At 62.1% G+C, this 24,192-nt stretch carries 20 protein-coding genes; 1 reads left to right on the top strand and 19 read right to left on the bottom strand.

The genetic code is table 11. The features are described 5' to 3' along the window. From U367_RS0104550 to U367_RS0104490, 14 genes are all read right to left on the bottom strand, one after another. The gene (locus tag U367_RS0104550) at window positions 1-204 is read right to left on the bottom strand and encodes a hypothetical protein (RefSeq protein WP_028615868.1); all 204 of its coding nucleotides are present in this window, start codon (window positions 202-204) and stop codon (window positions 1-3) included. Between the two features lie 115 nt (window positions 205-319). Next, the gene (locus U367_RS0104545; RefSeq protein ID WP_376713301.1) at window positions 320-1,552 is read right to left on the bottom strand and encodes a methyl-accepting chemotaxis protein; all 1,233 of its coding nucleotides are present in this window, start codon (window positions 1,550-1,552) and stop codon (window positions 320-322) included. A 543-nt stretch (window positions 1,553-2,095) separates the two neighbouring features. Next, window positions 2,096-2,500: a TraR/DksA family transcriptional regulator gene (locus U367_RS0104540; protein ID WP_010564800.1), complete on the bottom strand. Its 405-nt coding sequence runs from the start codon at window positions 2,498-2,500 to the stop codon at window positions 2,096-2,098. A 381-nt stretch (window positions 2,501-2,881) separates the two neighbouring features. Beyond that, window positions 2,882-3,904, bottom strand: coding sequence for an ABC transporter permease (locus U367_RS0104535; RefSeq protein ID WP_016975559.1), 1,023 nt, complete (start codon window positions 3,902-3,904; stop codon window positions 2,882-2,884). A gap of 26 nt (window positions 3,905-3,930) precedes the next feature. After that, the gene (locus U367_RS0104530; protein WP_028615866.1) at window positions 3,931-5,484 is read right to left on the bottom strand and encodes a sugar ABC transporter ATP-binding protein; all 1,554 of its coding nucleotides are present in this window, start codon (window positions 5,482-5,484) and stop codon (window positions 3,931-3,933) included. A gap of 64 nt (window positions 5,485-5,548) precedes the next feature. Next, entirely contained in the window at window positions 5,549-6,478 is a 930-nt protein-coding gene (locus tag U367_RS0104525; RefSeq protein ID WP_028615865.1) for a sugar ABC transporter substrate-binding protein, read from the bottom strand. A gap of 48 nt (window positions 6,479-6,526) precedes the next feature. After that, window positions 6,527-6,703 carry a hypothetical protein gene (locus U367_RS1000000132005; protein WP_162834916.1) on the bottom strand — a complete coding sequence of 59 codons (177 nt, stop codon included), beginning with the start codon at window positions 6,701-6,703 and terminating at the stop codon, window positions 6,527-6,529. Between the two features lie 127 nt (window positions 6,704-6,830). Beyond that, a complete protein-coding gene (locus U367_RS0104520) occupies window positions 6,831-7,859 on the bottom strand; it encodes a Gfo/Idh/MocA family protein (RefSeq protein WP_028615864.1) in 1,029 nt (342 codons plus the stop codon). A 153-nt stretch (window positions 7,860-8,012) separates the two neighbouring features. Beyond that, complete coding sequence (locus U367_RS0104515) at window positions 8,013-9,023, bottom strand: Gfo/Idh/MocA family protein (protein ID WP_028615863.1); 1,011 nt, start codon at window positions 9,021-9,023, stop codon at window positions 8,013-8,015. Between the two features lie 19 nt (window positions 9,024-9,042). Beyond that, window positions 9,043-10,974, bottom strand: a complete 1,932-nt coding sequence (gene iolD, locus U367_RS0104510; protein WP_028615862.1) for a 3D-(3,5/4)-trihydroxycyclohexane-1,2-dione acylhydrolase (decyclizing) — start codon at window positions 10,972-10,974, stop codon at window positions 9,043-9,045. A gap of 10 nt (window positions 10,975-10,984) precedes the next feature. Continuing rightward, window positions 10,985-11,800 carry a TIM barrel protein gene (locus tag U367_RS0104505; protein ID WP_028615861.1) on the bottom strand — a complete coding sequence of 272 codons (816 nt, stop codon included), beginning with the start codon at window positions 11,798-11,800 and terminating at the stop codon, window positions 10,985-10,987. Window positions 11,801-11,829: 29 nt separating this feature from the next. Then, on the bottom strand, window positions 11,830-12,618 hold the full coding sequence (iolB, locus tag U367_RS0104500; RefSeq protein ID WP_028615860.1) for a 5-deoxy-glucuronate isomerase: 789 nt from the start codon (window positions 12,616-12,618) through the stop codon (window positions 11,830-11,832). 3 nt (window positions 12,619-12,621) lie between these two features. Then, a complete protein-coding gene (iolE, locus tag U367_RS0104495; protein ID WP_028615859.1) occupies window positions 12,622-13,509 on the bottom strand; it encodes a myo-inosose-2 dehydratase in 888 nt (295 codons plus the stop codon). 104 nt (window positions 13,510-13,613) lie between these two features. Continuing rightward, the gene (locus U367_RS0104490) at window positions 13,614-15,551 is read right to left on the bottom strand and encodes a bifunctional 5-dehydro-2-deoxygluconokinase/5-dehydro-2-deoxyphosphogluconate aldolase (protein ID WP_028615858.1); all 1,938 of its coding nucleotides are present in this window, start codon (window positions 15,549-15,551) and stop codon (window positions 13,614-13,616) included. Window positions 15,552-15,835: 284 nt separating this feature from the next. On the opposite strand from U367_RS0104490, the gene U367_RS0104485 reads away from it, so the two are divergent. Next, the gene (locus tag U367_RS0104485; RefSeq protein ID WP_028615857.1) at window positions 15,836-16,744 is read left to right on the top strand and encodes a MurR/RpiR family transcriptional regulator; all 909 of its coding nucleotides are present in this window, start codon (window positions 15,836-15,838) and stop codon (window positions 16,742-16,744) included. On the opposite strand, the gene U367_RS0104480 is transcribed toward U367_RS0104485, so the two are convergent. The 5 genes from U367_RS0104480 to pdxR form a co-directional block, all read right to left on the bottom strand. Next, window positions 16,674-19,832: an efflux RND transporter permease subunit gene (locus U367_RS0104480; protein WP_028615856.1), complete on the bottom strand. Its 3,159-nt coding sequence runs from the start codon at window positions 19,830-19,832 to the stop codon at window positions 16,674-16,676. The two genes, U367_RS0104485 and U367_RS0104480, sit on opposite strands and share 71 nt — an antisense overlap. After that, window positions 19,829-21,007, bottom strand: coding sequence for an efflux RND transporter periplasmic adaptor subunit (locus U367_RS0104475; protein WP_028615855.1), 1,179 nt, complete (start codon window positions 21,005-21,007; stop codon window positions 19,829-19,831). The genes U367_RS0104480 and U367_RS0104475 overlap by 4 nt, the downstream gene beginning before the upstream one ends. Next, window positions 21,000-22,229: a TolC family protein gene (locus tag U367_RS0104470; RefSeq protein WP_028615854.1), complete on the bottom strand. Its 1,230-nt coding sequence runs from the start codon at window positions 22,227-22,229 to the stop codon at window positions 21,000-21,002. Before U367_RS0104470 ends, U367_RS0104475 begins: the two co-directional genes overlap by 8 nt. A 96-nt stretch (window positions 22,230-22,325) precedes the next feature. Beyond that, complete coding sequence (locus U367_RS0104465) at window positions 22,326-22,664, bottom strand: hypothetical protein (RefSeq protein WP_028615853.1); 339 nt, start codon at window positions 22,662-22,664, stop codon at window positions 22,326-22,328. Window positions 22,665-22,690: 26 nt separating this feature from the next. Further along, window positions 22,691-24,112: a MocR-like pyridoxine biosynthesis transcription factor PdxR gene (gene pdxR / locus U367_RS0104460; RefSeq protein WP_028615852.1), complete on the bottom strand. Its 1,422-nt coding sequence runs from the start codon at window positions 24,110-24,112 to the stop codon at window positions 22,691-22,693. Between the last annotated feature and the right edge of the window lie 80 nt (window positions 24,113-24,192).

Raw genomic sequence — 24,192 nt, 5'->3', positions numbered from 1 at the left:
TCAATGCAGGCTGTCTGACTGCTCCAGGCGCAACAGCGCCTGCCAGGCAGCCCTGCACTCCTCCGCTTCATCGCGACTGGCGAACGCCGTGCCGCGCTGCTCACCATTGAGCAACACCACCCAGCAAGCCTTCTGACCCAGCGCACGCAAGGTTTCGGGAACGCCACTGCCAATCATCACGGCGACATCGACTTTGTTTTGCATGGAGCTTCTCCGCAGCATTAGTTAGCTGGCTAACAATGTTGGCCATGCTACGGTTTTCCTCCAGTTGGAAAAAGCTATCCCCGGAATAGCTCCATTGCATAAACAGCAATAATCCCTATCGCCCGCCTTTTGCTACCTCGGGTTTATAGCCCAGGCGCAAGCCGCCCCAATGTCGGCCCTTGACCATGATCGGCACCGACAGGTCGTGCATCAGTTCGCCGGTGTCACGGGTATAGGTCTGCAGCAGAACGGCCTGTTGGTGGCTGCCACAGCGGATCCCGGTGCGGTCTTCAAACTTGCGCTTGGTGCGGTTCTGCACGGCATCCACCTGCGCATCACCGGTCAGCGCGTGGGAGAACGCCTTGTTGTGCGTCGGCACATAGCCCTGGGGCGTGCAGGCGATGGCAAACACCAACCCTTCATGCCGTGGCAACAGTGCCTCCTGGATCGCCGGCAGCACCTGGTCGGTGTAGCTATCGAACCGGGTGTGGTACTTGCTCGGGCTGGTGTTGGCGATCGGCGTGTAGCTGCGATCGAACAGGTCATCCAGGCTGATCCGGTTCTGCTGCACATCGGCTTCGAATTGCCCAGCAATCCGGCTCGCCCCCTCGCGCGCCAGGTCGTAGATACGCTGGTGGTAGTCGTCCAGCCCAACTTCCGCCAGGCGCTCGCTGATGGTTTCGGCTTGCCCTTCCATCTGCACGGCAGCGTCGGCCAACTGGCGGGTTTGCTGATCGCTGACAGCCAGGTCGCTGCGCATCTGTTCCACGGCATGGAACAAGCTGTCGAGCTGGGTGCGGTTGGTGTCGGTGCCCTGGGCGATTTCATTCACCTGGCCTTCCACATCGGCCGCCAGGCTGGCGATACTTTGCAACTGCTCGCCGGCGTGCTCCACCTGCTCGACACCGGCATGCAAGTCCGCCGATAACTGGCGAATCTGCTCCACCACCTGGGCGGTGCGCTGCTGGATGTCCGCCACCATCACCCCGACTTCATCGGTGGCCGTGGCCGTACGCCCCGCCAACCCACGCACCTCATCCGCCACCACCGCAAACCCACGCCCATGCTCACCGGCCCGCGCCGCTTCAATCGCGGCGTTAAGCGCCAAGAGGTTGGTCTGGCTGGCGATGGACTGAATCACCAAAGTCACCCGCTGGATTTCCTCGCTGCGCAGGCTCAAGGCTTCAATCAGCTCACGGCTGGCGTTGGCGCGTTGGCTGAGTTGGTGCATGCGGGTAATCGACTGGGCCAGCACTTCGCGGCCTTCAGTGCTGCGTTGATGCGCCTGGCTGGCGGCGCCAAGCGCTTCGCGGCTCAGTTGGGAGGTGATCTTTTCAGTGCCGATCATCACCTCGGCGCTGCTGACAATCTGCTTGGCCGCGCCCAACTGCGACTGCACACGGGCCGCCAGCTGCTTGACCGAAAAGGCCACGCCGGCCGCGGACAACGCGTTATGACTGGTGGTGTAGGACAGGTCGCGAGTCAATTCGCCGATGGCGTCGACGGCATCGGAAGATGCGATAACAGGTGTGCGACTTTTCAATCGAGGTAGCCAGATCACCAGCAGGGCCAGTGGCAGGCAAAGGTAGAGCGGCAGGCTGGCGAGCGCCAAGCCCAGCAGGACCAACACCAGGGCGGTACTCTGCAAAAGGGGCGTCAGCCAGCCGGGCAGCCCGCGCGCCACCGCTTGCGGTGGCACTGCTGCGCCCATCAGAGATCCGTCTCCAGCCATCTTCGTTACCCCACTGCTTGTCATTATTGTCGCTGCATTAAACGCCACTATCGGGCCATTATCCATGGGCCTTTAGTGGGGTGGCTTGCAGCAGATCAATAGACGGGGTGTAACGGGTCTTTCCCGGGGAACCGCTGGACGGTCCCCCGCTTCACCGCATCAGGCTTGGCGCTGATGCTTGTCGATCTGCTCGTGGCGCTCTTGCGCTTCGATGCAGTACTTGGTGGTCGGGCTGATCAGCAGGCGCTTGAGGCCGATAGGCTCGCCGCTGTCATCGCACCAGCCAAAGGAATCTTCCTTGATGCGCTCCAGTGCGCGCTCAAGCTGCGGCAGCATGCGCTGGTCGCGGTCAATGGCGTTGACCAGCCAGGTGCGCTCTTCTTCAACAGAAGCGGCGTCGGCCGGGTCGGCCGGGGTGTCCAGGCTTTCAATGGCGATACGGTTCTGTTCAATGCGCTCGTGGTGTTCCACTTTCATGTCTTGCAGCAACTGCTCGAAAAAAGCGTGCTGTTCGGCATTCATGTAGTCATCCGCCGGCATGGCCAGCAACTTTTCCTTTGTCATTGATTTCTCTATAAAAAATACGTGCATTAAGGCGAATAAGGGAGCGTTCCGGAAGGCCTCTGCAGGTCTCGGAAGGGCGCCATTCATTTCAAGCGCCACCCGGCACTCAATTTACGAGGGGCGGCAGTCTAAGGCCGACTTGAGGGCGCAGCAACTGAAAAGACAGGCAATTTTTCCGAGATAACCCCCAAAAGCACCAGGACGGGCTCGGCGAATGGTCATCGGAGTGCGTTTATAGCAAGAAATTCAGTGTTGTGGAGCTATATAGAAGACAAACGGTTAAATGTAGGAGCCGGCTTGCTGGCGATGCAGTCAACCGGGCTCTTCAGCGAGACCGTGTCGATGCTATCGCCGGCAAGCCGGCTCCTACCAGAAAGCGCTTCAGCGCTTGAGCTTGCGCTTGTTGCGGTACTGGTCGATCACCACCGCCACCACAATGATCAGGCCCTTGATGATGTCCTGGATGTACGCATCCACACCGACAAAGGTAAACCCGCTGGCCATCACCCCAAGGATCAGCGCGCCGATCACGGTGCCGGTGATGCGCCCTACCCCGCCCGCCAGGCTGGTACCGCCGATCACTGCCGCAGCAATCGCATCCAGCTCGTAAGACATGCCCATGCCGGCCTGGCCGGTGGCGGCACGTGCCGAGGCCACCACACCCGCCAAGCCAGCCAAGAGACCGGCGATGCTGTACACGATGATCAAGTGGCGCTTGACGTTGATCCCCGAGGTACGCGCCGCCTGCATGTTGCCGCCAATCGCGTAGGTGTACTTGCCGTACTTGGTGTAGCGCAGGGCGATATGGAAGATCACCGCCACCACCAGGAAGATGATCACGGGCATCGCGCCATGGCCGATGGCCGTGTACGAGTCCGAGAGCATGCTTACCGGCTGGCCTTCGGTGTAGTAACGCGCCAGGCCTCGGGCCGAGACCATCATGCCCAGGGTCGCAATGAACGGCGGAATGCCGGTGACGGCGATGATGCTGCCGTTGATCGCCCCCGCCAGCAGCCCGACGCCCAGCCCCATCGCCACCGGGATCCACACTGGCAAGTCGGTCAGGCTCGGGAACACCGCACGGGAAAAATCGGAAGTCTGGGCCAAACTCGCGGCGATCATCGCCGACAGCGCCAGCACCGAACCGGAGGACAGATCGATCCCCGTGGTGATAATGACCTGGGTCACGCCAATCGCCAGCAGGCCGATGATCGACACTTGCAGGATCATCAGTACCAGGCGCTGGGAGTTCATCAGGAAACTCTGGTCCCGCACGATCCAGCCAAACAGCTCGAAGACCAGGCCGATGCCGATCAGCACCAAAAAGATGCTCAGCTCGGTGGGCATGCGTCGGCGACTTTTGGTGGGTACCGTCGCGGGTTTGTTATCCGTTATTGCGTTCATAGCCCATCACCTTCTTATTCTGTACGTCAGTGGACTGCCGTCATCCCGGAGGCCAACTGCATGACTTTTTCCTGGGTCGCTTCGCTGCGGTCCAGGGTGCCCATCAATTCGCCTTCGTGCATCACCATGACCCGATCACTCATGCCCAGCACTTCGGGCAATTCGGAGGAAATCATGATCACGGCCATGCCTTCGCTGGCGAGGAATGAGATCAATCGGTAGATCTCAGCCTTGGCGCCCACGTCGATGCCACGGGTGGGTTCATCGAGGATCAGCAGCCGCGGGTTAGTCATCAGCCAGCGCGCCAACAAGGCCTTCTGCTGATTACCACCGGACAAGGTGTCGATACACTGCTCAAGCGACGGGGTTTTCACTCGCAGCTTCTTGCACATGTCTTCACACAGCGCACGCAGGGCTTTCTGCTGGATAAAGCCGTTGCCGGAGTAATGCGGCAGCACGGCCATTTCCATGTTTTCCAGGACCGACAGGCACGGGAACAGGCCACTGAGCTTGCGATCCTCAGTCAACAGCGCGAAGCCCTTTTCGATGGCCATGTGCGGGTCGGTGATGCGCACCGCCTTGCCATCCAGGGTGATCTCGCCGCTGCTGCTGGGCGTGATGCCAAAAATGGTTTCTGCCACGTTGGTACGGCCCGAGCCCATCAGCCCGGCGATACCGAGGATTTCACCGGCGTGCAGATCGAACGATACGTCCTTGAACACGCCATCCAGTGTCAGGTCGCGCACCGTCAGCAACAGGTCGCCGATGGGCGTCTCGCGCACCGGGAACAACTGGCTCAGCTCACGGCCGACCATCATCGAGATCAGGCTGTCGCTGTTCATGCTGTCGGCACGTTGCAGGCCGATGTAGTGGCCGTCGCGGAATACCGCCACTTCATCGGCGATGGCAAACACTTCGTTCATTTTGTGGGTGATGTAGACAATGCCTTTGCCCTGGGACTTGAGGTCGGCAATGATCGAAAACAGGTGGGCCACTTCCTTCTCGGTAATGGCCGAGGTCGGCTCATCCATGATCAGGATGTCGGAGTCATAGGACACGGCCTTGGCAATCTCGACCATCTGCCGCTCGGCGATGCTCAGGTTGCCCACATGTTCCTCAGGGTCCAGGTTGATGCGCAGGCGCGCCAGCAACTCGGCGGTGCAGCGGTGCATTTCGCGGTGATTGACCATGTGTAGGCTGTTGAGCTGCTCACGACCGATCCAGATGTTCTCGGCGATGCTCATGTGCGGCATCAGGTTGAGTTCCTGGTGGATCATCGCGATCCCGGCCTTCTGGGCCGCCAGGGGGGTTTCAAACACAATCGGCTTGCCACGCAGGCGGATTTCCCCGGCGTCGGGCTGGTAGATGCCGGCGATGATTTTCATCAGCGTCGACTTGCCCGCACCGTTCTCGCCCATCAGCGCCAGCACGGTGCCGGGGCGCACCCGTAGTTGCACGTCGGCCAGGGCCACGACGCCGGGAAAGCCTTTGCTGATGTTGACGATTTCCAGCAGGTAGGGTTCTTCCAGCGGCTGGGGCTGAAGACCGGGAGGCTGCGAGACAGTCGCTTGAGCGAGCATAGGGAAGTACTCCATCTGCAGGGCGGCCAAGACCGCCCTGCCGGCTTATTGTTGTTATGCAGGGCTATTTGAAGTCTTTGACGTTGTCCGGGGTGATCAGCTGGAACGGGATCACCACGTTCTGCTCGATAGGCTCGTTCTTGGCCATCTTGCGCGCCGTTTCCACCGACTTGTCGGCCTGGCCCTTGGCATCCTGGAAGGCCGACACCGTCATGTCACCCTTGGTGATCGCGTTCAGGCCATCCGGCGTACCATCGACACCGGCGATCAACACGCCCTTCTTGCCCGCCGATTTGAGGGCCATGGACGCGCCGATGGCCATTTCATCGTTGTTGGCCAACACTGCGTTGAACTCGCGGCCCTGGGTCAGCCAGTCGTTGACCAGGGTCATGCCCTTGTCACGCAGCCAGATACCGGTCTGTTCCTGCTCGATCTTGATGCCTGGGTACTTAGTCAGGACTTCCTTCACACCCTTGGTACGGTTGGTGGTGGAGTTGTTTGCCAGGTCACCCAGCAGGATCACGATGTTGCCTTTGCCGCCAAGCTTTTCGGCGATGTACTGCATCTGCAGCTTGCCGGCCTCGACGTCGTCGGACGTCACCGCCGCGACGCCTGGGGCCAATGTCGCGCTGTCAGGACGCCGGTTGACGAACACCAGCGGGATTTTCGCTGCGGTGGCGGCCTTGATGATGTTGGCCGTCGACGCGGTGTCCACCGGGTTGACGATGATCGCGTCGACTTTCTGGCTGATAAAGTTCTCGACCTGGCTCAGTTGCTTGACCACGTCGGCACGGGCGTCTTCGAACTGCAATTGCACGCCATCCCCCTTGGGATACGACTTGGCTTGCTTGTCCATGTCTTCGCGCAGGTAGGTCAGGAAGGTGTCATCGAAGGCGGACATGCTCACGCCTATCTTGAGGTCAGCAGCCGAGGCAACACCGCTGGCGAGCAGCATGGACAGGGCCAGCGCGGTAAAACGGATCGGGGTCTTCATGAACGGTCTGTCTCCACTTTCTTGTTGGTTTTTTGGACGTTGCGTTTATCAGAGCTCGGCAGGCAGCCGGACGACCGGTGCGCCTGGAATGCAGCACACCAGCGCGCCTTTGTTTTCGACGCACAGCAGATTAAGGAAGGAGAAGTAGAACGGCCGGGCGCGGGGCAGACCGCGTGGCGCAAGAGTGGGGCGTAAAACTCGCAGTACAGCGTTGAAGATTTTCATCTGACGGTACCTGGTTGTTTTTGATCTTGTTTTTGTTGAGTCGCGCGGGTCGGGCCCGAACGTACTTTATGCAACCTGGAAAAGACTTTATTGGAAAATAATTTCCATATCAACCTGTTTTAGAATTTTATTCTATTTTTGTTGAAACCACCTGCTGACGCTCGGCGCTGAGGCGTGCTGCGTCCAATATACGGGTGGTTTCCAAGGCGTCACAGGCGTCCACTGGCAACGGTCCCTGCCCTTGCACGGCCAGTTGCAACTGCCGATAGAACTGCGTCCAGCAGCCCTTCTCCGAGGGTACTCGCTCACGCTCAGAACCTTGTTCGAACCAGCCCCAGCGTCGATGCTCTTCGGCCCCCCAGTGCTCGCCTTCGGTTTTCGGCGACTTGCCGGCCATTAGCGCCTCTTCCTGACCGTCCAGGCCTTCGACGGTGTAACAGCCTGCGCTGCCACTGACGCGAAAACGCGGTGCCTGGCTGTTTTGCAAGGCGTTGCCCCACAGATGGGAGATCACGCCGTTGGCATGAGTCAGGGAGACAAAGAAGCCGTGATCCACCGTGGGGTGTTCGGCGGTGTAATGCAGCTGGGCGAACACTCGATCTACCGGGCCGAACAGTTGCAAGGCCTGGTCGACCAAATGGCTGCCCAAGTCGCGCAGCCAGCCACCACCGCTGGCGTTACCTACGGCTTGCGGGCTGTAGCGTTCCACGCGGGATTCAAAGCGGCTGATTTTGCCCAGGGCGCCGGCGTCGATGAGTTTGCGCAGGGTGAGGTAGTCCGAATCCCAACGCCGGTTCTGGTACACGCTGAGCAGCGTGCCCTGGCGCTCGGCCGCGGTGATCAGCGCTTGGGCCTGTTCGGCGTTGGCGGCGAAGGGTTTGTCGCTGACCACGGTAACGCCGTGCTCGATGGCTTCCAGCACCAGGGCCGGGCGGCCTTTGAGGGTGGTGGAGATGACCAGGGCGTCGACACCCGCCTCGACGATCTGGCCGATGGAATCGAAAGCCTTGAGGCCGGGATGGTCAGTCGCCAACTGCTGGCGGCGTTCAGGTGAGCGAGTAACGACGCCAACAAACGTGGCGCCGGGCAGTGTTGCAATCAGCGGCGCATGAAAGAAGCGCCCTCCATGGCCATAGCCAACCAGTCCAATTCTCATACATACACTCCTAATTTAAACTGGAAACCCAATTCAACTGTGGGAGCTGACTTGCCTGCGATAGCAGTGTGTCAGGCAATGAATCTGACACTGATGAACCGCCATCGCAGGCAAGCCAGCTCCCACAGTTTTTGACCGGGTTTCTCCAGTGAATCAGCCGTAGAAGTGCGGGCGATCAGGCAGGCTCACCTTCACAATCTGCTCACTGTTCTGCGCCTCGATGCACGCATCCGCCGCCACTGCCGCCGCAAAGCCATCCCACGCCGAAGGCCCGCCGACCTGGCCGGCGCGCACGCTGTCGATGAACGCCTGCAACTCCACGTCATAGGCGCCGATAAACCGGTCCTTCCAATCCATCAGGATCGCGTTGGACAGCTTCGCTTCACTGCGCAGTTGCACCTGGGACGGCTCCGGCAGCTTGGCGATGCCGGTCTCCCCCACCACTTCGCACTGGATGTCATAGCCGTACTGGCAGTTCACAAACACTTCCACATCGATGCGCGTGCCCTTGGCGGTTTCCAGCAGCACGATCTGCGGGTCGCGCAGATGGGCCAACGCCTTGCTGGATTTGCGCGGGAACACCACTTGCACCGACACATAGTCGTCGTTGAGCAGCCAGCGCAACACATCCAGCTCGTGGATCAGGGTGTCGGTAATCGCCATGTCGGTCTTGTAGTTCTCGCCCACCGTCGGGTTGCGGTGCGCGCAGTGCAGCATCAGCGGTTCGCCGATCTGGCCGCTATCGATCACGGCTTTGAGGGCGCGATAGCCTTCGTCGTAGGGGCGCATGAAACCGACCTGCACCAGGCGTTTGCCGAAGGCCACTTCGGCATCGACGATCTTGCGGCAACCTTCGGCGGTGACCGCCAGCGGTTTTTCGCAGAACACCGGCTTGCCGGCGGCGATGGCGGCGAGCACGAACTCTTCGTGGCTCGGGCCCCAGGAGGTGACGAGTACCGCTTCGACTTCCGGGGAGTTGATCAGCGCATGGCCGTCGGCGTACACCTCGGCGCTGATGTTCAAGTCAGCCACCACCTTGGCGGCCTGCTCTAGGTTGATGTCGGTCACCGCCACCACCTGGCTGTTGAGCAAGGTCTGGCTGCAACGACGGATATGGTCCCGGCCGATAGCGCCTGTACCGATGACACCGAGCTTCAAAGACATACAAACACTCCTCTTGTGATTAGTACTGCCGGGCCTTCGCCAGGTGTTCATTGAGTTTTTTCGCGGCGGCATTCGTGCGTTCGCTGGTGGAGACCTGCGCCACGCCCACTCGCCACCACGACAGGTAGCCGTGGATCATGGTCTTGGGCAGCACCTTGATATCGATCAGCGTGGACACCGTCTGCGTACGCGCATCGGCCAGCGCGGCTTGCAGCTGTTCCACGCTGCTGACCTTGTAGGTCTTGCAGCCATAGGCCGCTGCGCTCATGGCAAAGTCCACCGGCACCAGGCCACCGTCGAGCTTGCCGCTCTCGGGGTTGCGGTAGCGGAATTCGGTGCCGAAGCTGTCCATGCCATTGCCGATCTGCAGGTTGTTGATGCAGCCGAAGGCCATGTTATCGAGCAGCACCACGTTGATCTTGCGGCGCTCCTGGATCGAGGTGGCCAGCTCCGAGTGCAGCATCATGTAGGAGCCGTCGCCGACCAGGGCGTAGACCTCTTTGCTCGGTTCGGCGAGTTTCACGCCCAGGGCGGCGTTGATCTCGTAGCCCATGCACGAATAGCCGTACTCGACGTGGTAGGTGTTCACGCCCTTGCTGCGCCAGGCTCGCTGCAGGTCGCCGGGCAGGCTGCCGGCGGCGGCGACGATGATGGCGTCGTCGGCCAGGGTTTCATTCAATACACCCAGCACGCGGCTTTGGGTCAGGCACGAGCCCGTCAGCTCGATAAATTCACGCAGCACCGCGCGGTCCAGGTGGTCGTCGACCTCAGGCACGAAACCGTCGCCGGCATATTCGACCTGATGCACACGGTCCACTTCGGCCTCCAACTGCGCCTTGGCCTTGCTGATCTGCTCGCCCCAACCGGAACGGTAATCGCCGAGGGCATCTGCCAGTGCCTCCAAGGCGATCTGCGCGTCGGCCAACACCTGCACGCCATCCAGTTTCAAGGCGTCGCAGGGGCTGATATTGAGGTTAAGAAACTTCACGTCTGCGTGCTTGAACAGCGATTTGGACGAGGTGGTGAAGTCGGTGTAGCGCGTGCCGATCCCAATGATCAGGTCCGCTTCGGGCGCCAGCAGATTCGCCGCCAGGCAGCCGGTTTCACCGATCCCGCCGACGTTCAGCGGATGGTTGGAAACCACGGCGCTCTTGCCCGCCTGGGTTTCCGCGAAGGGAATATCAAACCGTTCGGCAAAGGCTTGCAGCGCGGCATTGGCGCCGGAGTACTTCACCCCACCACCGCAGATGATCAGCGGCTTGCGCTTGCCGCGGAACGCCGCCAATGCATCACTGATCATCGCGGCGGTCGCCGGGCGACGGTCGATGCGATGCACGCGTTTCTGCAGGAAATAATCCGGATAATCCCAGGCCTCGGCCTGCACGTCCTGGGGCAATGCCAGGGTCACCGCGCCGGTCTCGGCCGGGTCGGTAAGCACGCGCATGGCGTGGATGGCGGCGGTCATCAACTGCTCGGGGCGGTTGATGCGGTCCCAGTACTTGCTGACCGAGCGGAAGGCATCGTTGGTGCTGATGCTCAAGTCGTGGAACTGCTCGATCTGTTGCAGCACCGGGTCAGGCTGGCGGCTGGCGTACACATCGCCGGGCAACAGCAACAACGGGATACGGTTGGCCGTGGCGGTCGCGGCGGCTGTCAGCATATTGGCGGCGCCAGGGCCGACGGAGGCCGTACACGCGTAGATCTTGCGGCGCAGATGCTGCTTGGCGAAACCGATGGCAGCGTGGGCCATGCCCTGCTCGTTGCGGCCCTGGTGCACCACCAGGTCGCCGGCGTCTTGTTCCAGGGCCTGACCCAGGCCCAGCACATTGCCGTGGCCGAAAATCGTGAACACTCCGGCGACGAACTTGCTCTGCACGCCATCGACTTCGATGTATTGGTTGTCCAGGAACTTCACCAGGGCCTGGGCCATGGTCAGTCTTGTTGTGGTCATCTCGCGCCCCTTATCGTTTCTGCAGGTGGGCGATGCTTGCCCCCAACGCCTGCTGGATATCCGCCAATGCATGCACGCTCTCGGCAAACGGTTCGAATGACAGGTAGCCGCTGTAGCCGGTGCTGAGCAAGGTGTCGATCTGTGCGGCGTTACCCAGGATGTCGCCCTCGCCCACCAGCACGCGGTGGCCGTCGCGAATCGAACTGAGCGGCGCCTCGCTATCTTCCACGCCGGAGATATGCACCAGCCCGGTCAACTCCGGGAAGAACTCATGTTCGCTGGCCAGGTGATGATGGAAGGTGTCGTGCACCAGACGGAACACATCCAGGCCGCCGATGGACTTGATCGCCTCCACCGCCACGCGCTTGCGCCGCAGGGCACACTCTTCAAAACCCAGGGGCTCGATAAAGCCGAGAATCCCGTAGTCGCGCAGGATCGGCGCCAACTCGCTCAAGGCCGTGCGCAAACCGGCGGCACGCTGGGCTTCATTGCGCGTGTCGCCCGGCTCATTGAGCGGGCACATCACCAGGCCCTGGGCGCCGCATTCACGGGCGTAGGTCGCCAGTGTGATTGCCTGGGCCCGACGCTCGTCGTTCCACACATCAAAAGGGTACAGCGCGTTGATCGACAGCACGGTAATGCCCTGCACCGCGCACAGTTCACGCACGCGGCTGGCCGGGGTGCCGAATTCGATCTGCTTGTCGGCCAGGTCGTTGCGAATCTCGATCGCATCGCATTTGAGCGTTGCGGCCAACTGGATGAAATCCGGCAGGGACAGGTTGGGAGCGACCATGCGGTTAAGGGCGAAACGTAGAGGCGACTTCATTTATTGTTGTTCTCCGTCCAAACCGCTGATTAAAGGTCCAGCAGCCAGCTGTGCTGCGGGTCGTTGTGGAAATGCCAGGCACGCTTGGGGCCGGCCATTACGTTCAGGTAATAGGATTCGTAGCCATAGGGCACGCTGACTGGGTGATAACCCTTGGGCACCACCACCAGGTCGCTGTTTTCCACGGCCATGGCCTGGTCGATGCTGCGGTCGTCGGTGTAGACGCGCTGGAACACGAAGCCCTGGGGCGGGTTGATCTGGTGGTAGTAGGTTTCTTCCAGGAAGCTCTGGTGCGGCAGGTCGTCGGTGTCGTGCTTGTGTGGGGGGTAGCTCGACGAATGCCCGGACGGCGTGCGCACTTCCACCACCAGCAGCGAATGGGCCGGCTCGCTGTCGGGCAGGATGTCGCACACGTAGCGGGTGTTGGCGCCCTTGCCACGTACGCTGCGCTTGCAGTTTTCGGGGCGGATCAGGCGTGGCTCGTAGCCCTCGGTGCCAGGCGCCGCGCACACGGCAATCTGCACGTCGCTCAACGCCGTGACCTGGGCATCGGTGCCCGGCGGCAGGTAGGCGGCGAACGGCGATTTGTCTTCAAACACCGATTGGCGATCACCCAGGTTCTGCCAGTTGAAGCCTTCACCTTGGATGTTCACCCGGCCACTGAGCAGAACCAGGCACAGTTCTTTATCACCGGCGCTGACCGGCAGGGTTTCCCCCAGGCTCAGGCGGTAGGCGGAAAAACCCACGTACTCCAGGCGCCCGGCTTCCAGGGCGACCATGGTCTGGCCGCGTTTGCTGCTTTTGACCAACAAGCTCATCACTCAAGTCCTCTCGTTGAGAAGCGCGCGCAAGGTGTCATAGCCTTTTTTCGCGTAGATATAGCTGGGGGCTACTGCCGGGTCCTGCTCGGCTTCCACCACCAGCCAGCCCTCGTAGTGGGCAGCCAGCAGCACGTCGAGCAATTCGGCGAAGTCGATATCGCCATCGCCGGGCACGGTGAAAGTGCCGTTGACGATGCAGTCGGGAAAACTCCACATCTGGTTACGCGCCAGTTGCACCACCGGTTTGCGCACGTCCTTGAAGTGCACGTGGCAAATGCGCTCAATGTGTTTGCGCAGCACCTCGAGAGGTTCGCCGCCGCCCATGTAGCAGTGACCCGAGTCAAACAGCAGGCCGACTTCAGGGCCGGTGCGGCGCATCAGTTGGTCGATGTCTTCCGGGGATTCGACATAAGCGCCCATGTGGTGGTGATACGCCAGGCGCACGCCCTGGGACAGGGTGAAGCGCGCCAGTTCAGTGAGCTTGTCGGCGTAGTCCTGCCAGGCCTGTTCGCTGTGGAAACGCGGACGTTCGATCAGGCGAATGCGCGAGCCCTGGATTGAATCGGCCACCTCGCCGTAGACCAAGACCTTGGCGCCGTTCTGCTTGAGCAACTCGACATGCCCGGCGATGGCCTCGATCTCCTCAGCCACCGAGCGCCGGGCCAGGCGGCTGGAGTACCAGCCGGAAACCAGCGCCAAATCATAAGGGCGCAAAACATCGCCGACGCCCTTGGCGTCCTTGGGGAACTTGCCGTTGAGTTCAAAACCTTCGTAGCCGATTTCCTTGCCTTCGCTCAGGGCGGTGCTCAAGGGGGTTTCACCGCCCAGGGCCGGCAGGTCGTCGTTGCTCCAGGAGATCGGGTTGATGCCAATTCGGATTGCGGGCATGGCTGCACCTTTTATTGTTTTTCAAAGTTGCATGAGATCTGCTTTATGTGGGAGCGGGCTTGCTCGCTCCCACATTTGATTGCATTCCCTATCTGGAGCTGTGCTTAGGTTCGAGCACTGCGCCAGGCGTTAATGAGCTGTTCGAAGGTGGCCTGCACCTGCTGGATCAAGGTCTCGTCATCGATCTCCCCCGCCATCCACGCGCGGCTCGGTTCCTGGAAGATCGTGCGGCCCACGGCAAAGCCACGGCAGGTGGTGCTCTGGCTGGCCTGCTGGAAGCCGTCGGCGAGAAATTCCGCCGAGGCATTCAGGCCCAACAACACCACGCCACGGCAGTACGGATCGCGCTCCTCGATCAGTTCGTCGAGCTTTTTCCAGTCTTCGGCCGATTGCGCCTCGATCTTCCACCACGCCGGGTAGATACCCAGGTTGTACAGGCGCTTGAGGCTGCGGTAGAGCACATCCGGGTAGGTGGACGGATGATCCTTGGGCGGGATGACTTCCAGCAGCAGTTCATGGCCGCTGACAATCGACGCCTCATATACCGCCTTGAGTTGTGCCTCTTGCTCCAGGCGCAGCATCGGCTCGTCATCCGGGTGGAATTGCACCAGGCACTTGATGATCTGTTCTTGGGGCCAGGCGATCAGGTTGCTGCCCACTGAACGGCCATGTTCGAAGGCCAGTGGCCGTGAGTTCTGCACTTCCACCGGGCGCGCGATCCACCAGCCACGACCACTGGCGGCGTTGAGCGCGTCCTGGCCGAAGCGTTGGTCGGCAAGCAGGCCGACGTCGGCTTCCACCCCTTGCTCGGCGAGTTTTTTCTCGACGCGTTCGATGGCCTGGATAAACAGTTGCTTGGCATCACTGATGCGCGCCGGGTCCTGGCCGCCCTTTTGCGCCAGGTCCACCAGTTGCCAGCGGTGATCGAAGGCAAACACGAACAATTGCTTCCAGGCCTTGCGCGGCACCGTCACGCGGTGCAGACGTTGCAGGGTCACGTCCTGGTCCGGGCGGGTAATCGGCACCGGGCTGTTGAACAGGTATTCCAGCTCCGCCGGCGTCGGCATGGCCGGAGCGCAAGCGTGGCGTGAGACGACCAGGCCGCCACAGGCGTTGGCCAACTGGCTGCAACGCTCGTCACTCGCGTCGTTGATCCAGCCGCTGAGGAAACCCGACATGAACGCATCGCCGGCGCCCAATACGTTGAGCACTTCAACCCGCACACCGGGGTAGATGGCACCGTCTTCCAGCCGCGCTGGAATAGCGCCATGGATCACCGTGCAACCCTGCGGACCAAGCTTGACCACCAGGGTCGCCGGGGTCAGTTCGCGCACCTTACGCAACGCGGTGAGCAAGTCTTCACTGCCGCCCGCGATGAGGAATTCTTCTTCGGTGCCGACGATCAAATCGAAGCGCGGCAGGATGGTCTGCACGTGCTGGCTGACATTCTGGTCGGCGACAAACCGGGTTTCGCCATCGGCCTTGCCCGCCAGGCCCCACAGCACCGGGCGGTAGTCGATATCCAGCACGCGCTTGACGTTGTGCTTGGCCGCGTAGTCCAGGGCCTGGATGCTGGCCTTGTACACGCCGTCGGTGGAGAAATGCGTGCCGGTGATCAGCAGCGCCTTGCTGGAGGCAATAAAGGCTTCGCTGATGTCTTCGGCGCGCAGGGCCATGTCGGCGCAGTTTTCGCGGTAGAACACCAGGGGGAAGGTTTCGCGGTCCTTGAGGCCGAGCAATACCAGGGCGGTGAGGCGTTCCGCGTCGACCTTGATGCCGCTGACGTCACAGCCTTCGCGGGCCAGGGACTCCACCAGGAAGCGCCCCATATGGTCGTCGCCGACCCGGCTCAACATCGCCGACTTGAGCCCCAGCCTGGCGGTGCCGAAGGCGATGTTGGCGGAGGACCCGCCGAGGTACTTGGCGAAGCTGGACACGTCCTCAAGCCGCGCACCTACTTGCTGTGCATAAAGGTCGACGCCCAGGCGCCCGAGGCAAATTAGATCCAATTGACGCCCACTGGCAAAACGAGTCTGGCCCATGCTGGCTCCTGTTATTTTTATCAGCCTGCGTTGTGCCGACGTGGCGACGGCAAACGCTCTTGGTGGGAGCAGACTAGAACGTCCGGCGACGCCAATCAATATTTATTCCAGATATTTTTTCATTGGAATATTTTTTCCATTAAGCTTGTACAGAGCCAGTCCCACTACAGTGCATCGTTTCAGCAGGCCACGCCGGCCGTGATGCCGGGGTATTTTTTTGCGCCTACCCTGTAGACTTGCGCCACCCATCAGCGCAACAGACAACAACGCCAGAAGGATTGCCCATGTCCCGCACCGATCCCGAGACCACCCTGGAAGACACTCTCGCCAGCCCTCCGATCAATGCCGAGCGCCTGTTGCAGCTGATCACCGACGAATACGAGAGCCTGCCGCGCCAGCTCAAGCGCATCGCCAGCTACATGAGCCAACAGAGCGACCGGATCATGGTCGACCGCATCAGCGACATCGCCCGCGAGTGCGAGGTGCACCCGTCGGCCATCGTGCGCTTCTCGCAACGCTTCGGGTTCAGTGGCTTCAGTGAGATGCAGGCGTTGTTCCGCGAGGCCTACACCCACAAGACCACGCCGGTGCAGAACTACCAGCAACGCATCCGCAGCATGATCGCCAACAAGTCGCAGAAGGCCAGCGGCGGCGACCTGGCGCGCGAATGCGTCAACGCGACCTTGTCCGGCATCGAGCGCCTGGGGCTGGAGCTGGATGATGTCGCGTTCGACAAAGCCGTGGACCTGGTGGTGAATGCCGACAATATCTACGTAGTCGGCGTGCGCCGCTCTTTTGCGGTGGCCGATTACCTGGTCTACAACCTGCAGCACACCAACAAGCGCATCCACCTGATCTCAGGCCTGGGCGGCAGCTACCGCGAGCAGATGCGCAGCGTGCGCGCCAATGACCTGGTGATTGCCATCAGCTTTACGCCCTACGGCAAAGAGACCCAGCACTGTCTGCGCATCGCCCAGCACCACCAGGCCAAGACCCTGATCATCACCGACAGCAACCTGTCGCCCCTGGCCAAGCGGGCGAACGCGGTGCTGTTGGTGAATGAAGGCTCGTCGTTTGCCTTCCGCTCGTTGAGCGCCACCCTGTGCCTGTGCCAGGCGTTGTTTATTGCGGTGGCGTACCGATTGGAGTTGAAGGTGGATGAGATTCATGAGCAGGTCGGCTTCGACGACTGAGCATCAACCGATAGGCCGCCGGAATCACAAACAGCGACAACAACGGCGCCGTGAGCATCCCGCCGATCATCGGCGCGGCGATGCGGCTCATCACTTCGCTGCCGGTGCCGCCGTCCAGCAGGATCGGCAACAAGCCCGCGATGATCACCGCCACGGTCATCGCCTTGGGCCGTACCCGCAGCACCGCGCCTTCGGTGATGGCGGCCAGCAGATCCCCATCCTTGCGATCAGCCCAGGCGTTTTTCAGGTACAGCAGCATGATCACGCCGAACTCCGCCGACACACCGGCCAGCGCGATAAACCCCACGCCCGTCGCCACCGACAAGTTGAAACCCAGCCCGTAAAGCAACCACACCCCGCCCGTCAGTGCGAACGGCAAAGTCGCCAGGATCAGCAGCGCTTCGTCCGCGCGGCGGAAGGTCAGGTACAGCAGCACGAAGATGATCAGCAAAGTCGCCGGCACCACTAGTTTCAGGCGTTGATTGGCCCGTTCCAGGAATTCGAACTGCCCCGAATAGCTGAGGCTCATGCCCGGTTGGAGCTGCACCTGCTGGTTGATTGCCGCGCGCAGATCCTTCACCACCGATGCCAGGTCGCGGTCGCGCACGTCGATGTAGACCCAGCCGGAAGGCCGTGCGTTTTCGCTCTTGAGCATCGGCGGGCCGTCGCTCACCTTGACCTTGGCCACCGTGCCCAGGGTGGTTTGACTGCCTGACGGCGTGTAGATCGGCAAGTCTGCCAAGGCCGTCACCGAGTCGCGCCATTCCTTTGGATAGCGCAGGCTGATCGGGAAGCGCGCCAGGCCTTCCACGGTTTCGCCAATGGTTTCCCCGCCGATGGCACCCGACACAATCGACTGCACATCGGCGATGTTCAGTCCGTATTGCGCGGCCGCTGCCCGGTCGATATCCACGTCGATGTAACGCCCGCCGGTCAAGCGTTCGGCCAAGGCTGAACTGACGCCCGGCACACGCTTGGCGACCTTTTCCACCGCCTGGGTCACTGCGTCGATCTGCATCAGGCTGGTACCGGCCACCTTCACGCCGACCGGGCTTTTCACGCCGGTGGCAAGCATGTCGATGCGGTTGCGGATCGGCGGGATCCAGATGTTGGTCAGGCCCGGCACCTGCACCACGCGGTCGAGCTCCTTCACCAGTTTGTCCGGGGTCATACCGGGGCGCCATTGGTCACGGGGCTTGAACTCGATAGTGGTCTCGAACATTTCCAGCGGGGCCGGGTCAGTGGCTGTTTCGGCGCGACCGGCCTTGCCGAACACGTGTGCGACTTCGGGTACGGTCTTGATCAGCCGGTCGCTGCGTTGCAACAACTCACCCGCCGTTTGCGTCGACAGCCCCGGCAGTGCCGAGGGCATGTACAGCAAGTCCCCTTCGTCCAGCGGCGGCAAAAATTCACCGCCCAGTTTCGAGATCGGCCACACCGCACTGGCGACCACCAGCAACGCTACCACCAGGGTCAGGCGCGGCCGACGCAGCACCGCCTCCAGTGCAGGCTGGTAGAGCTTGATCAGGCCGCGATTGAGCGGGTTACGCTGCTCATCCGGAATGCGCCCGCGAATCCAGTAGCCCATCAGCACCGGGATCAAGGTCACCGACAAACCGGCGGCGGCCGCCATGGCGTAGGTCTTGGTGTAGGCCAGCGGGCCGAACAAGCGACCTTCCTGGGCCTGCAAGGTGAACACCGGAATGAACGACAAGGTGATGATCAACAGGCAGAAAAACAGCGCCGGGCCGACCTCTACCGCCGCGTCGGTCATCACCTGCCAATGGTCTTCGCCCTTGAGCTCACGACCCGGATTGGCGTGGTGCCAGGCTTCGAGTTTCTTGTGGGCGTTTTCGATCATCACCACCGCCGCGTCGACCATCGCGCCGATGGCAATCGCGATGCCGCCCAGGGACATGATGTTGGCGTTGATGCCCTGGAAGCGCATGACGATAAACGCGATCAACACCCCCACCGGCAGCGAGATGATCGCCACCAGGGATGAGCGCAGGTGCCACAGGAAAATCCCGCAGACCAGCGCCACCACCACGAACTCTTCCAGCAGCTTGTGGCTGAGGTTGTCCACGGCGCGGTCGATGAGTTTGCTGCGGTCGTAGGTGGTGACGATCTCCACGCCGGGCGGCAGGCTGCTTTTCAGTTGTTCCAGCTTGGCCTTGACCGCAGCGATGGCTTCACGGGCATTCTTGCCACTGCGCAGGATCAGTACACCGCCCACCGCCTCGCCTTCGCCGTCCAGCTCGCTGACGCCCCGACGCAGGTCCGGGCCCAACTGAATGGTTGCCACGTCGCCAAGCGTAACGGGCACATTGTTCGCGTCCAGCCGCAAGGGAATCCCGCGAAAATCCTGCAGCGACTTGAGGTAGCCGGACGCCCGCACCATGTACTCGGACTCACCCATGTTCAGCACCGAGCCGCCGGTTTCCTGGTTGGCTTTGCCGATGGCCTCCACCACCTGTGCCTGGGTAATGCCGCGATTGGCCAGGGCCAGCGGATCGAGCTGCACCTGGTACTGCTTGACCTGGCCACCGATGGTCGCGACTTCGGCCACATTGGGCAGGGTCTTGAGTTCGAACTTGAGGAACCAGTCCTGCAAGGCGCGCAACTGCGCCAGGTCATGCTGGCCGCTGCGGTCTACCAGTGCGTACTGGTAGATCCAGCCGACGCCAGTGGCGTCCGGACCCAGCGCTGGCTTGGCCGATACGGGCAAGCGCGCCTGCAACTGGCTGAGGTATTCCAGCACCCGCGAACGCGCCCAATACAGGTCGGTGCCTTCGTCGAACAGCACATAGACGTAGCTGTCGCCGAAAAAGGAAAACCCGCGCACGGTCTTGGCGCCCGGCACCGAAAGCATGGTGGTGGTCATCGGGTAGGTGACCTGGTTTTCCACGATCTGCGGCGCCTGGCCGGGATACGGCGTGCGGATGATCACCTGCACATCGGAGAGGTCCGGCAGTGCATCGACCGGCGTGTTTTGCACCGCCCAGACGCCCCAAGCCGTGACAAACAACGTCGCGAGCACTACCAGAAAACGGTTGGCGACTGACCAACGAATCAATAAGGCGATCATGGTTGGATAATCCCGCGCAAACTGGCTTCAGAATCCAGCAGGAATTGACCGGACGCGACCACCTGCTGGCCTTCCTGCAAACCGCTGCGGATCACCGTCATCTCCTGGCTTTCAGCGCCGACCTCGACGTCCACCGGGCGGTAATGCCCGCCCTCCTCGGCCAGCATCACCAACGTGCGTTTACCGGTACGGATCAACGCTTCGCTGGGCACCTGCAGCACGGATTGCGCGGAAGATTGCGCCAAACGCACTTGGGCCGTCATGCCGGGGCGCAAGGTGCCATCGGCATTGGGCAGTTCAACGCGAACCTGCACGGTACGGCTGTCGCCGGCGATCGTCGGCAAAATAGCACTGACGGTGCCCTTGACGGTTTGCCCCGGCAGCCCGACAAAGCGGCTTTCCACCGCTTGCCCCACAGCCAGCGCAGCACCTTGAGCTTGCGGCACAGCAACCTGCAACCACAGGCGATCCAGGCCATTGATGCGCGCCAGGCTCTGCCCCGCCGCCATCGTCATGCCTTCGCGCACGTCGAGGGTTTGCACCACGCCGCCGATGGGGCTGGCGACGGTCAATACCGATTGCACACGGCCGCTTCGCTCCATCTGCGCGATCAACCCGGCGGGCATACCGCTAAGGCGCAAACGCTGGCGCGCAGCCGCCAACAGACGCGCATCCGCGCTACGGCGCAAGGCCAGGAACTCTTCCTGGGCCGCCGCCCATTCGGGTATCAACAGGTCAGCCAGAGGCGCACCGGCCTTGAGCACGTCGCCCGGCGCGCGGTCATACACCCGCTCGACAAAACCACTGGCCCGCGCCTGTACCACGGCGACGTCACGCTCGTTAAAGGCGAGGATGCCAGACAGCTCCAGCGTGGACGCCAACACGCCACGGGTTACCGTTGCCAGGCGCACACCGAGGTTCTGCGCCACACGGGGGTCGATCTGCACAGCGGCGCTGCCTGCAGCGCCTTCGGCATAACGCGGCACCAATTGCATGTCCATGAAAGGCGACTTGCCGGGTTTGTCGAATTTCTGCTGCGGGTACATCGGGTCATACCAGTACAGCGCCGGTTTGTTGTCGGCCATGGCCGCGACCGGAGCCGGTGCCTGCGCAAGCCAGTAACCGGCGCCCAGGCCACCGCCCAACAACGCCACCGCGAGGAGTCGATTAATCATGGGAGGCTTCTCCGTAGGCGAAATACAGCTGCGCGCCAACCAGGGCACGTTGCTCGAGGGCATCGATCTGCTTGAAACGCGCTTCGACCAGCTCACGTCGGGCGCCGACCAGGTTGAGCAAGTCACCCTTGCCAGCGCGATAACCGGCCAAGCTCAGCGCGACCTTCTCTTCGGCCAGGGGCACCAGGCTGTCCTGGCTGCGCTGCACGGCGCGGTCCACACGCTGGTATTGCGCGAGGTCATCATCCCGTTGCTGGGTGTGTTCGCGGGTGACCGCTTCGCGCTCGGCATCCAGCTGATCCAGCTCGGCTTGCTTGGCGGCGATCCCGGGGTTTTGCCGACGGCCGGGGAAGATCGGCAGGTCGAAACTCAATTGCAGGCTGACCATATCGCCGTATTCACGGCCACGGTGCTGGTAGTCCACTTCCCAACTCCAGTCCGAAGTCTTTTGCGCCTTGGCTTCGCGCAACCGCGCTTGGGCCTCGCGGGTGCGCGGCGCAAAAGCTTGCAATTCAGGGTGTTGATGCAGGTTGTAACGCCCGTCGATGGGCCAGTTGGGCAACTGGCCGCTGGGTGCTTCATTGGCGGCTGGGCCGATCCAGCGCTTGAGCGCCGCACGGGCCTGGGCGCGTTGCTGGACCAGTTCATCTTCGCGTCCGGCCAGTTCGGCGGCTTCCTGTCGTGGTATCACCGCATCCGAGGGCTGGCCGCGACCACCGGCCAATTGCGCACGCACGCTGTCTTGCAGCAGGCGGTTCTGCTGGTAGAAGTCCTTGAACAAGGCCTCCTTGCGTTCCACCGCATAGGCACGGATCCAGGCTTGGGCCGTGGCCTGGCGCACGTTCAGGCGCTCGATCCGACCTTCGGCCACGGTGCGCTCCACCGTGGCATCGGCCAGCTCGATACGCGCCTTGCGCTTGTCGCGGCTGGGCACCTGCTGTTGGATACCGATCATTTGTTCAGTCATGTCATCGCCATACAACGTGCCGCGATTGGGCCCACCGATGGGGAAGTTCTGCAGGCCAACCACCAGCTTCGGATCTGGCAGTTCGCCCGCCGGGATCGCCGCCTGGGTCGCGGCTTGCAGCTTGGCCGACTCAGCAGCGAGCGACGGTGCGTTGTTCTGCGCCAGGCGCAGGGCGTCGTCCAGGGTCAGCGCACTCGCCCACGCCGGCCACGCCAGCACGCCCACCACCAGGGCGCGCAAGTAGAAGGGATTCATGTTGAAAATTCCTGTTCCGTTGCGCTGCGCGCCGCATTACGCGGCCCACAGCAAAGCCATCCCGGTCAGGGGATGCGTCTTGAGGTGCAACAGGAATCAGGCACGGGGTGGGCGCCAGACGCCGGACGGCGTGCGGTCTGGAATGAAATCCGAAGAGGCGCTGACGAGCAGCGGATGCGTCAGGGTCAACGGCGCCTTGAGCACCGGCAAGGAGAGTTGCAGCAAGCCGCCAGTCTTGCATTCCTGGCCGGGTTTGCAGGCCTTGCCGTGATCGACGCCATCCTGACAGCAGTCAGGGTTCATGTCGGTCATCACCTGCATGTCCGACATCTTCATCGGGCAGGGTTCGGTGCTGGACGGCACACCCGCCATCCCGGTCAGGGGAAGCGTGAGGCTCAACAGCAGGACCAGGACTAAACGCAAGAGGCGGCTCATGGGGCGCGAGTCTAGCCAAGCGCGGGTTAAGCCGCTATTAACAATTGCGTGAGAACTCGGCCGTGATAGCGGATCTGGGCCAGGGTCAACGCGGTGTAGCCGATGATCACCGCCGGCGGCAAGCTCACGCCGTGACAGAACTTGCCCAGAGGCTGCAGCGTCAACCCGGCTTCGGCGGCATGGTTGCAGAAATCGCCCTCTTCGACACCGGCCGGCAACCACAACACAAAATGCAACCCTGCCTGCTGGCCACTGACCGCGCAGCGCCCGTCCAGGCATTCCAGCAACGCATCACGACGGGCCTGGTACGCCTGGCGCGAGGCACGCAAGTGACGCACGAAGGCGCCACTGCGCAAGAACTCGACCAACCCCAATTGATCAGTGGCCCCCACCGAATGCCCGGTGAGTTGCAAGGTGCGCAACAGCCCGCGACGCAACGCCTTGGGCACCACCATGAAGCCCACGCGCAAACCGGGGAACAGGTTCTTGTTGAAACTGCCGCAGTAGATCACGCGGTCGGCCGAATCCAGGGACTTGAGCGCGGCCAGTGGCGCGGTGTTGTAGTTGTACTCGCTGTCGTAATCGTCTTCGACCACCCAGGCGTCGGCGCGGGCTGCCCAGTCCAGCAGCGCCAGGCGACGGGACACCGACAGCGTCATGCCCAGCGGCGCCTGGTGCGCCGGGGTGACGTAGGCCAAGCGGGCTGTCTCGGGAAGGTGCGCAGTATCGAGGCCCTCGGCGGTGACGGGGATGCCCTGCACATTGGCGCCTGCCAGCGTGAATAGGCGCCGTGCCGGCAGGTAGCCGGGATCCTCGACACAGGCCCTATCGCCGGCCTTGAGCACGCTGCGCGCGATCAGGTCCAGGGCGTGGCGGATGCCGGTGGTGACAATCACCTCATCGGCTTCGCAATGCAGGCCGCGATAGCTGCGCAGGTAGTCGGCGATCTGTGCGCGCAACTCGGGCAGGCCGGCCGGGTGTGACGCTTCCAACACGCCCGGCCCGACTGACAACAGCCCACGGGTGATACAGCGGGCCCAGCTCTTCAGATCGAACAGGCTGGCATCCGGGCGCCGTGCGACAAAGGGCACATGGCTCTGCACACCACTGTCCGGCAGATCAGACTCCACAGGCCGACGGGGTATGTCCTTGGCCAACGGCGCGGCGATGAACTGCTCGGGAATCACCGCGCACACCCGCGTGCCGGACCCGGCGACCCGCTGCACGTAGCCTTCGCTGTGCAGACGGTCGAACACGGCCTCCAGCGTGCCACGGGAGACCCGCCAGCGTTCGGCCAGGCTCCGCGTGGAAGGCAAGCGGCTGCCTGCCGGCAGTTGGCGGTTCAGGATCGCACCGCGCAAGGCTTCGTAGGCGCCCTGCTGCTTGCCCGCGTCCAGCGTATCGGGGCGCGGCAGGTCGAGGGCGGATGCGGTTTTTCCTCGGCTCATAGTGGTCCTATCGAACATGGCACAAGTGGTCCTAATGATTAAACCACAATGCAGCTAGAGTCAGGACTCTACTCTTTGCA

It is taken from the genome of Pseudomonas canadensis (assembly GCF_000503215.1).
In the GTDB taxonomy this organism is placed as follows: domain Bacteria; phylum Pseudomonadota; class Gammaproteobacteria; order Pseudomonadales; family Pseudomonadaceae; genus Aquipseudomonas; species Aquipseudomonas canadensis.
Note: the sequence above shows the minus strand (reverse complement) of the source record. Positions and strands in the feature narration are given on the sequence as shown.

Bases quoted from the DNA above. Each gene is read 5' to 3' on its own strand.
- U367_RS0104540 (WP_010564800.1), bottom strand. From the start codon at position 2,500: ATGACAAAGGAAAAGTTGCTGGCCATGCCGGCGGATGACTACATGAAT.
- U367_RS0104505 (WP_028615861.1), bottom strand. From the start codon at position 11,800: ATGAAGTCGCCTCTACGTTTCGCCCTTAACCGCATGGTCGCTCCCAAC.
- U367_RS0104525 (WP_028615865.1), bottom strand. From the start codon at position 6,478: ATGAAGACCCCGATCCGTTTTACCGCGCTGGCCCTGTCCATGCTGCTC.
- U367_RS0104545 (WP_376713301.1), bottom strand. From the start codon at position 1,552: ATGATCGGCACTGAAAAGATCACCTCCCAACTGAGCCGCGAAGCGCTT.
- U367_RS0104490 (WP_028615858.1), bottom strand. From the start codon at position 15,551: ATGGGCCAGACTCGTTTTGCCAGTGGGCGTCAATTGGATCTAATTTGC.
- U367_RS0104485 (WP_028615857.1), top strand. From the start codon at position 15,836: ATGTCCCGCACCGATCCCGAGACCACCCTGGAAGACACTCTCGCCAGC.
- U367_RS1000000132005 (WP_162834916.1), bottom strand. From the start codon at position 6,703: ATGAAAATCTTCAACGCTGTACTGCGAGTTTTACGCCCCACTCTTGCG.
- U367_RS0104530 (WP_028615866.1), bottom strand. From the start codon at position 5,484: ATGCTCGCTCAAGCGACTGTCTCGCAGCCTCCCGGTCTTCAGCCCCAG.
- iolD (WP_028615862.1), bottom strand. From the start codon at position 10,974: ATGACCACAACAAGACTGACCATGGCCCAGGCCCTGGTGAAGTTCCTG.
- U367_RS0104520 (WP_028615864.1), bottom strand. From the start codon at position 7,859: ATGAGAATTGGACTGGTTGGCTATGGCCATGGAGGGCGCTTCTTTCAT.
- U367_RS0104475 (WP_028615855.1), bottom strand. From the start codon at position 21,007: ATGATTAATCGACTCCTCGCGGTGGCGTTGTTGGGCGGTGGCCTGGGC.
- iolE (WP_028615859.1), bottom strand. From the start codon at position 13,509: ATGCCCGCAATCCGAATTGGCATCAACCCGATCTCCTGGAGCAACGAC.
- U367_RS0104535 (WP_016975559.1), bottom strand. From the start codon at position 3,904: ATGAACGCAATAACGGATAACAAACCCGCGACGGTACCCACCAAAAGT.
- U367_RS0104470 (WP_028615854.1), bottom strand. From the start codon at position 22,229: ATGAATCCCTTCTACTTGCGCGCCCTGGTGGTGGGCGTGCTGGCGTGG.
- pdxR (WP_028615852.1), bottom strand. From the start codon at position 24,112: ATGAGCCGAGGAAAAACCGCATCCGCCCTCGACCTGCCGCGCCCCGAT.
- U367_RS0104515 (WP_028615863.1), bottom strand. From the start codon at position 9,023: ATGTCTTTGAAGCTCGGTGTCATCGGTACAGGCGCTATCGGCCGGGAC.
- U367_RS0104465 (WP_028615853.1), bottom strand. From the start codon at position 22,664: ATGAGCCGCCTCTTGCGTTTAGTCCTGGTCCTGCTGTTGAGCCTCACG.
- U367_RS0104550 (WP_028615868.1), bottom strand. From the start codon at position 204: ATGCAAAACAAAGTCGATGTCGCCGTGATGATTGGCAGTGGCGTTCCC.
- U367_RS0104480 (WP_028615856.1), bottom strand. From the start codon at position 19,832: ATGATCGCCTTATTGATTCGTTGGTCAGTCGCCAACCGTTTTCTGGTA.
- iolB (WP_028615860.1), bottom strand. From the start codon at position 12,618: ATGAGCTTGTTGGTCAAAAGCAGCAAACGCGGCCAGACCATGGTCGCC.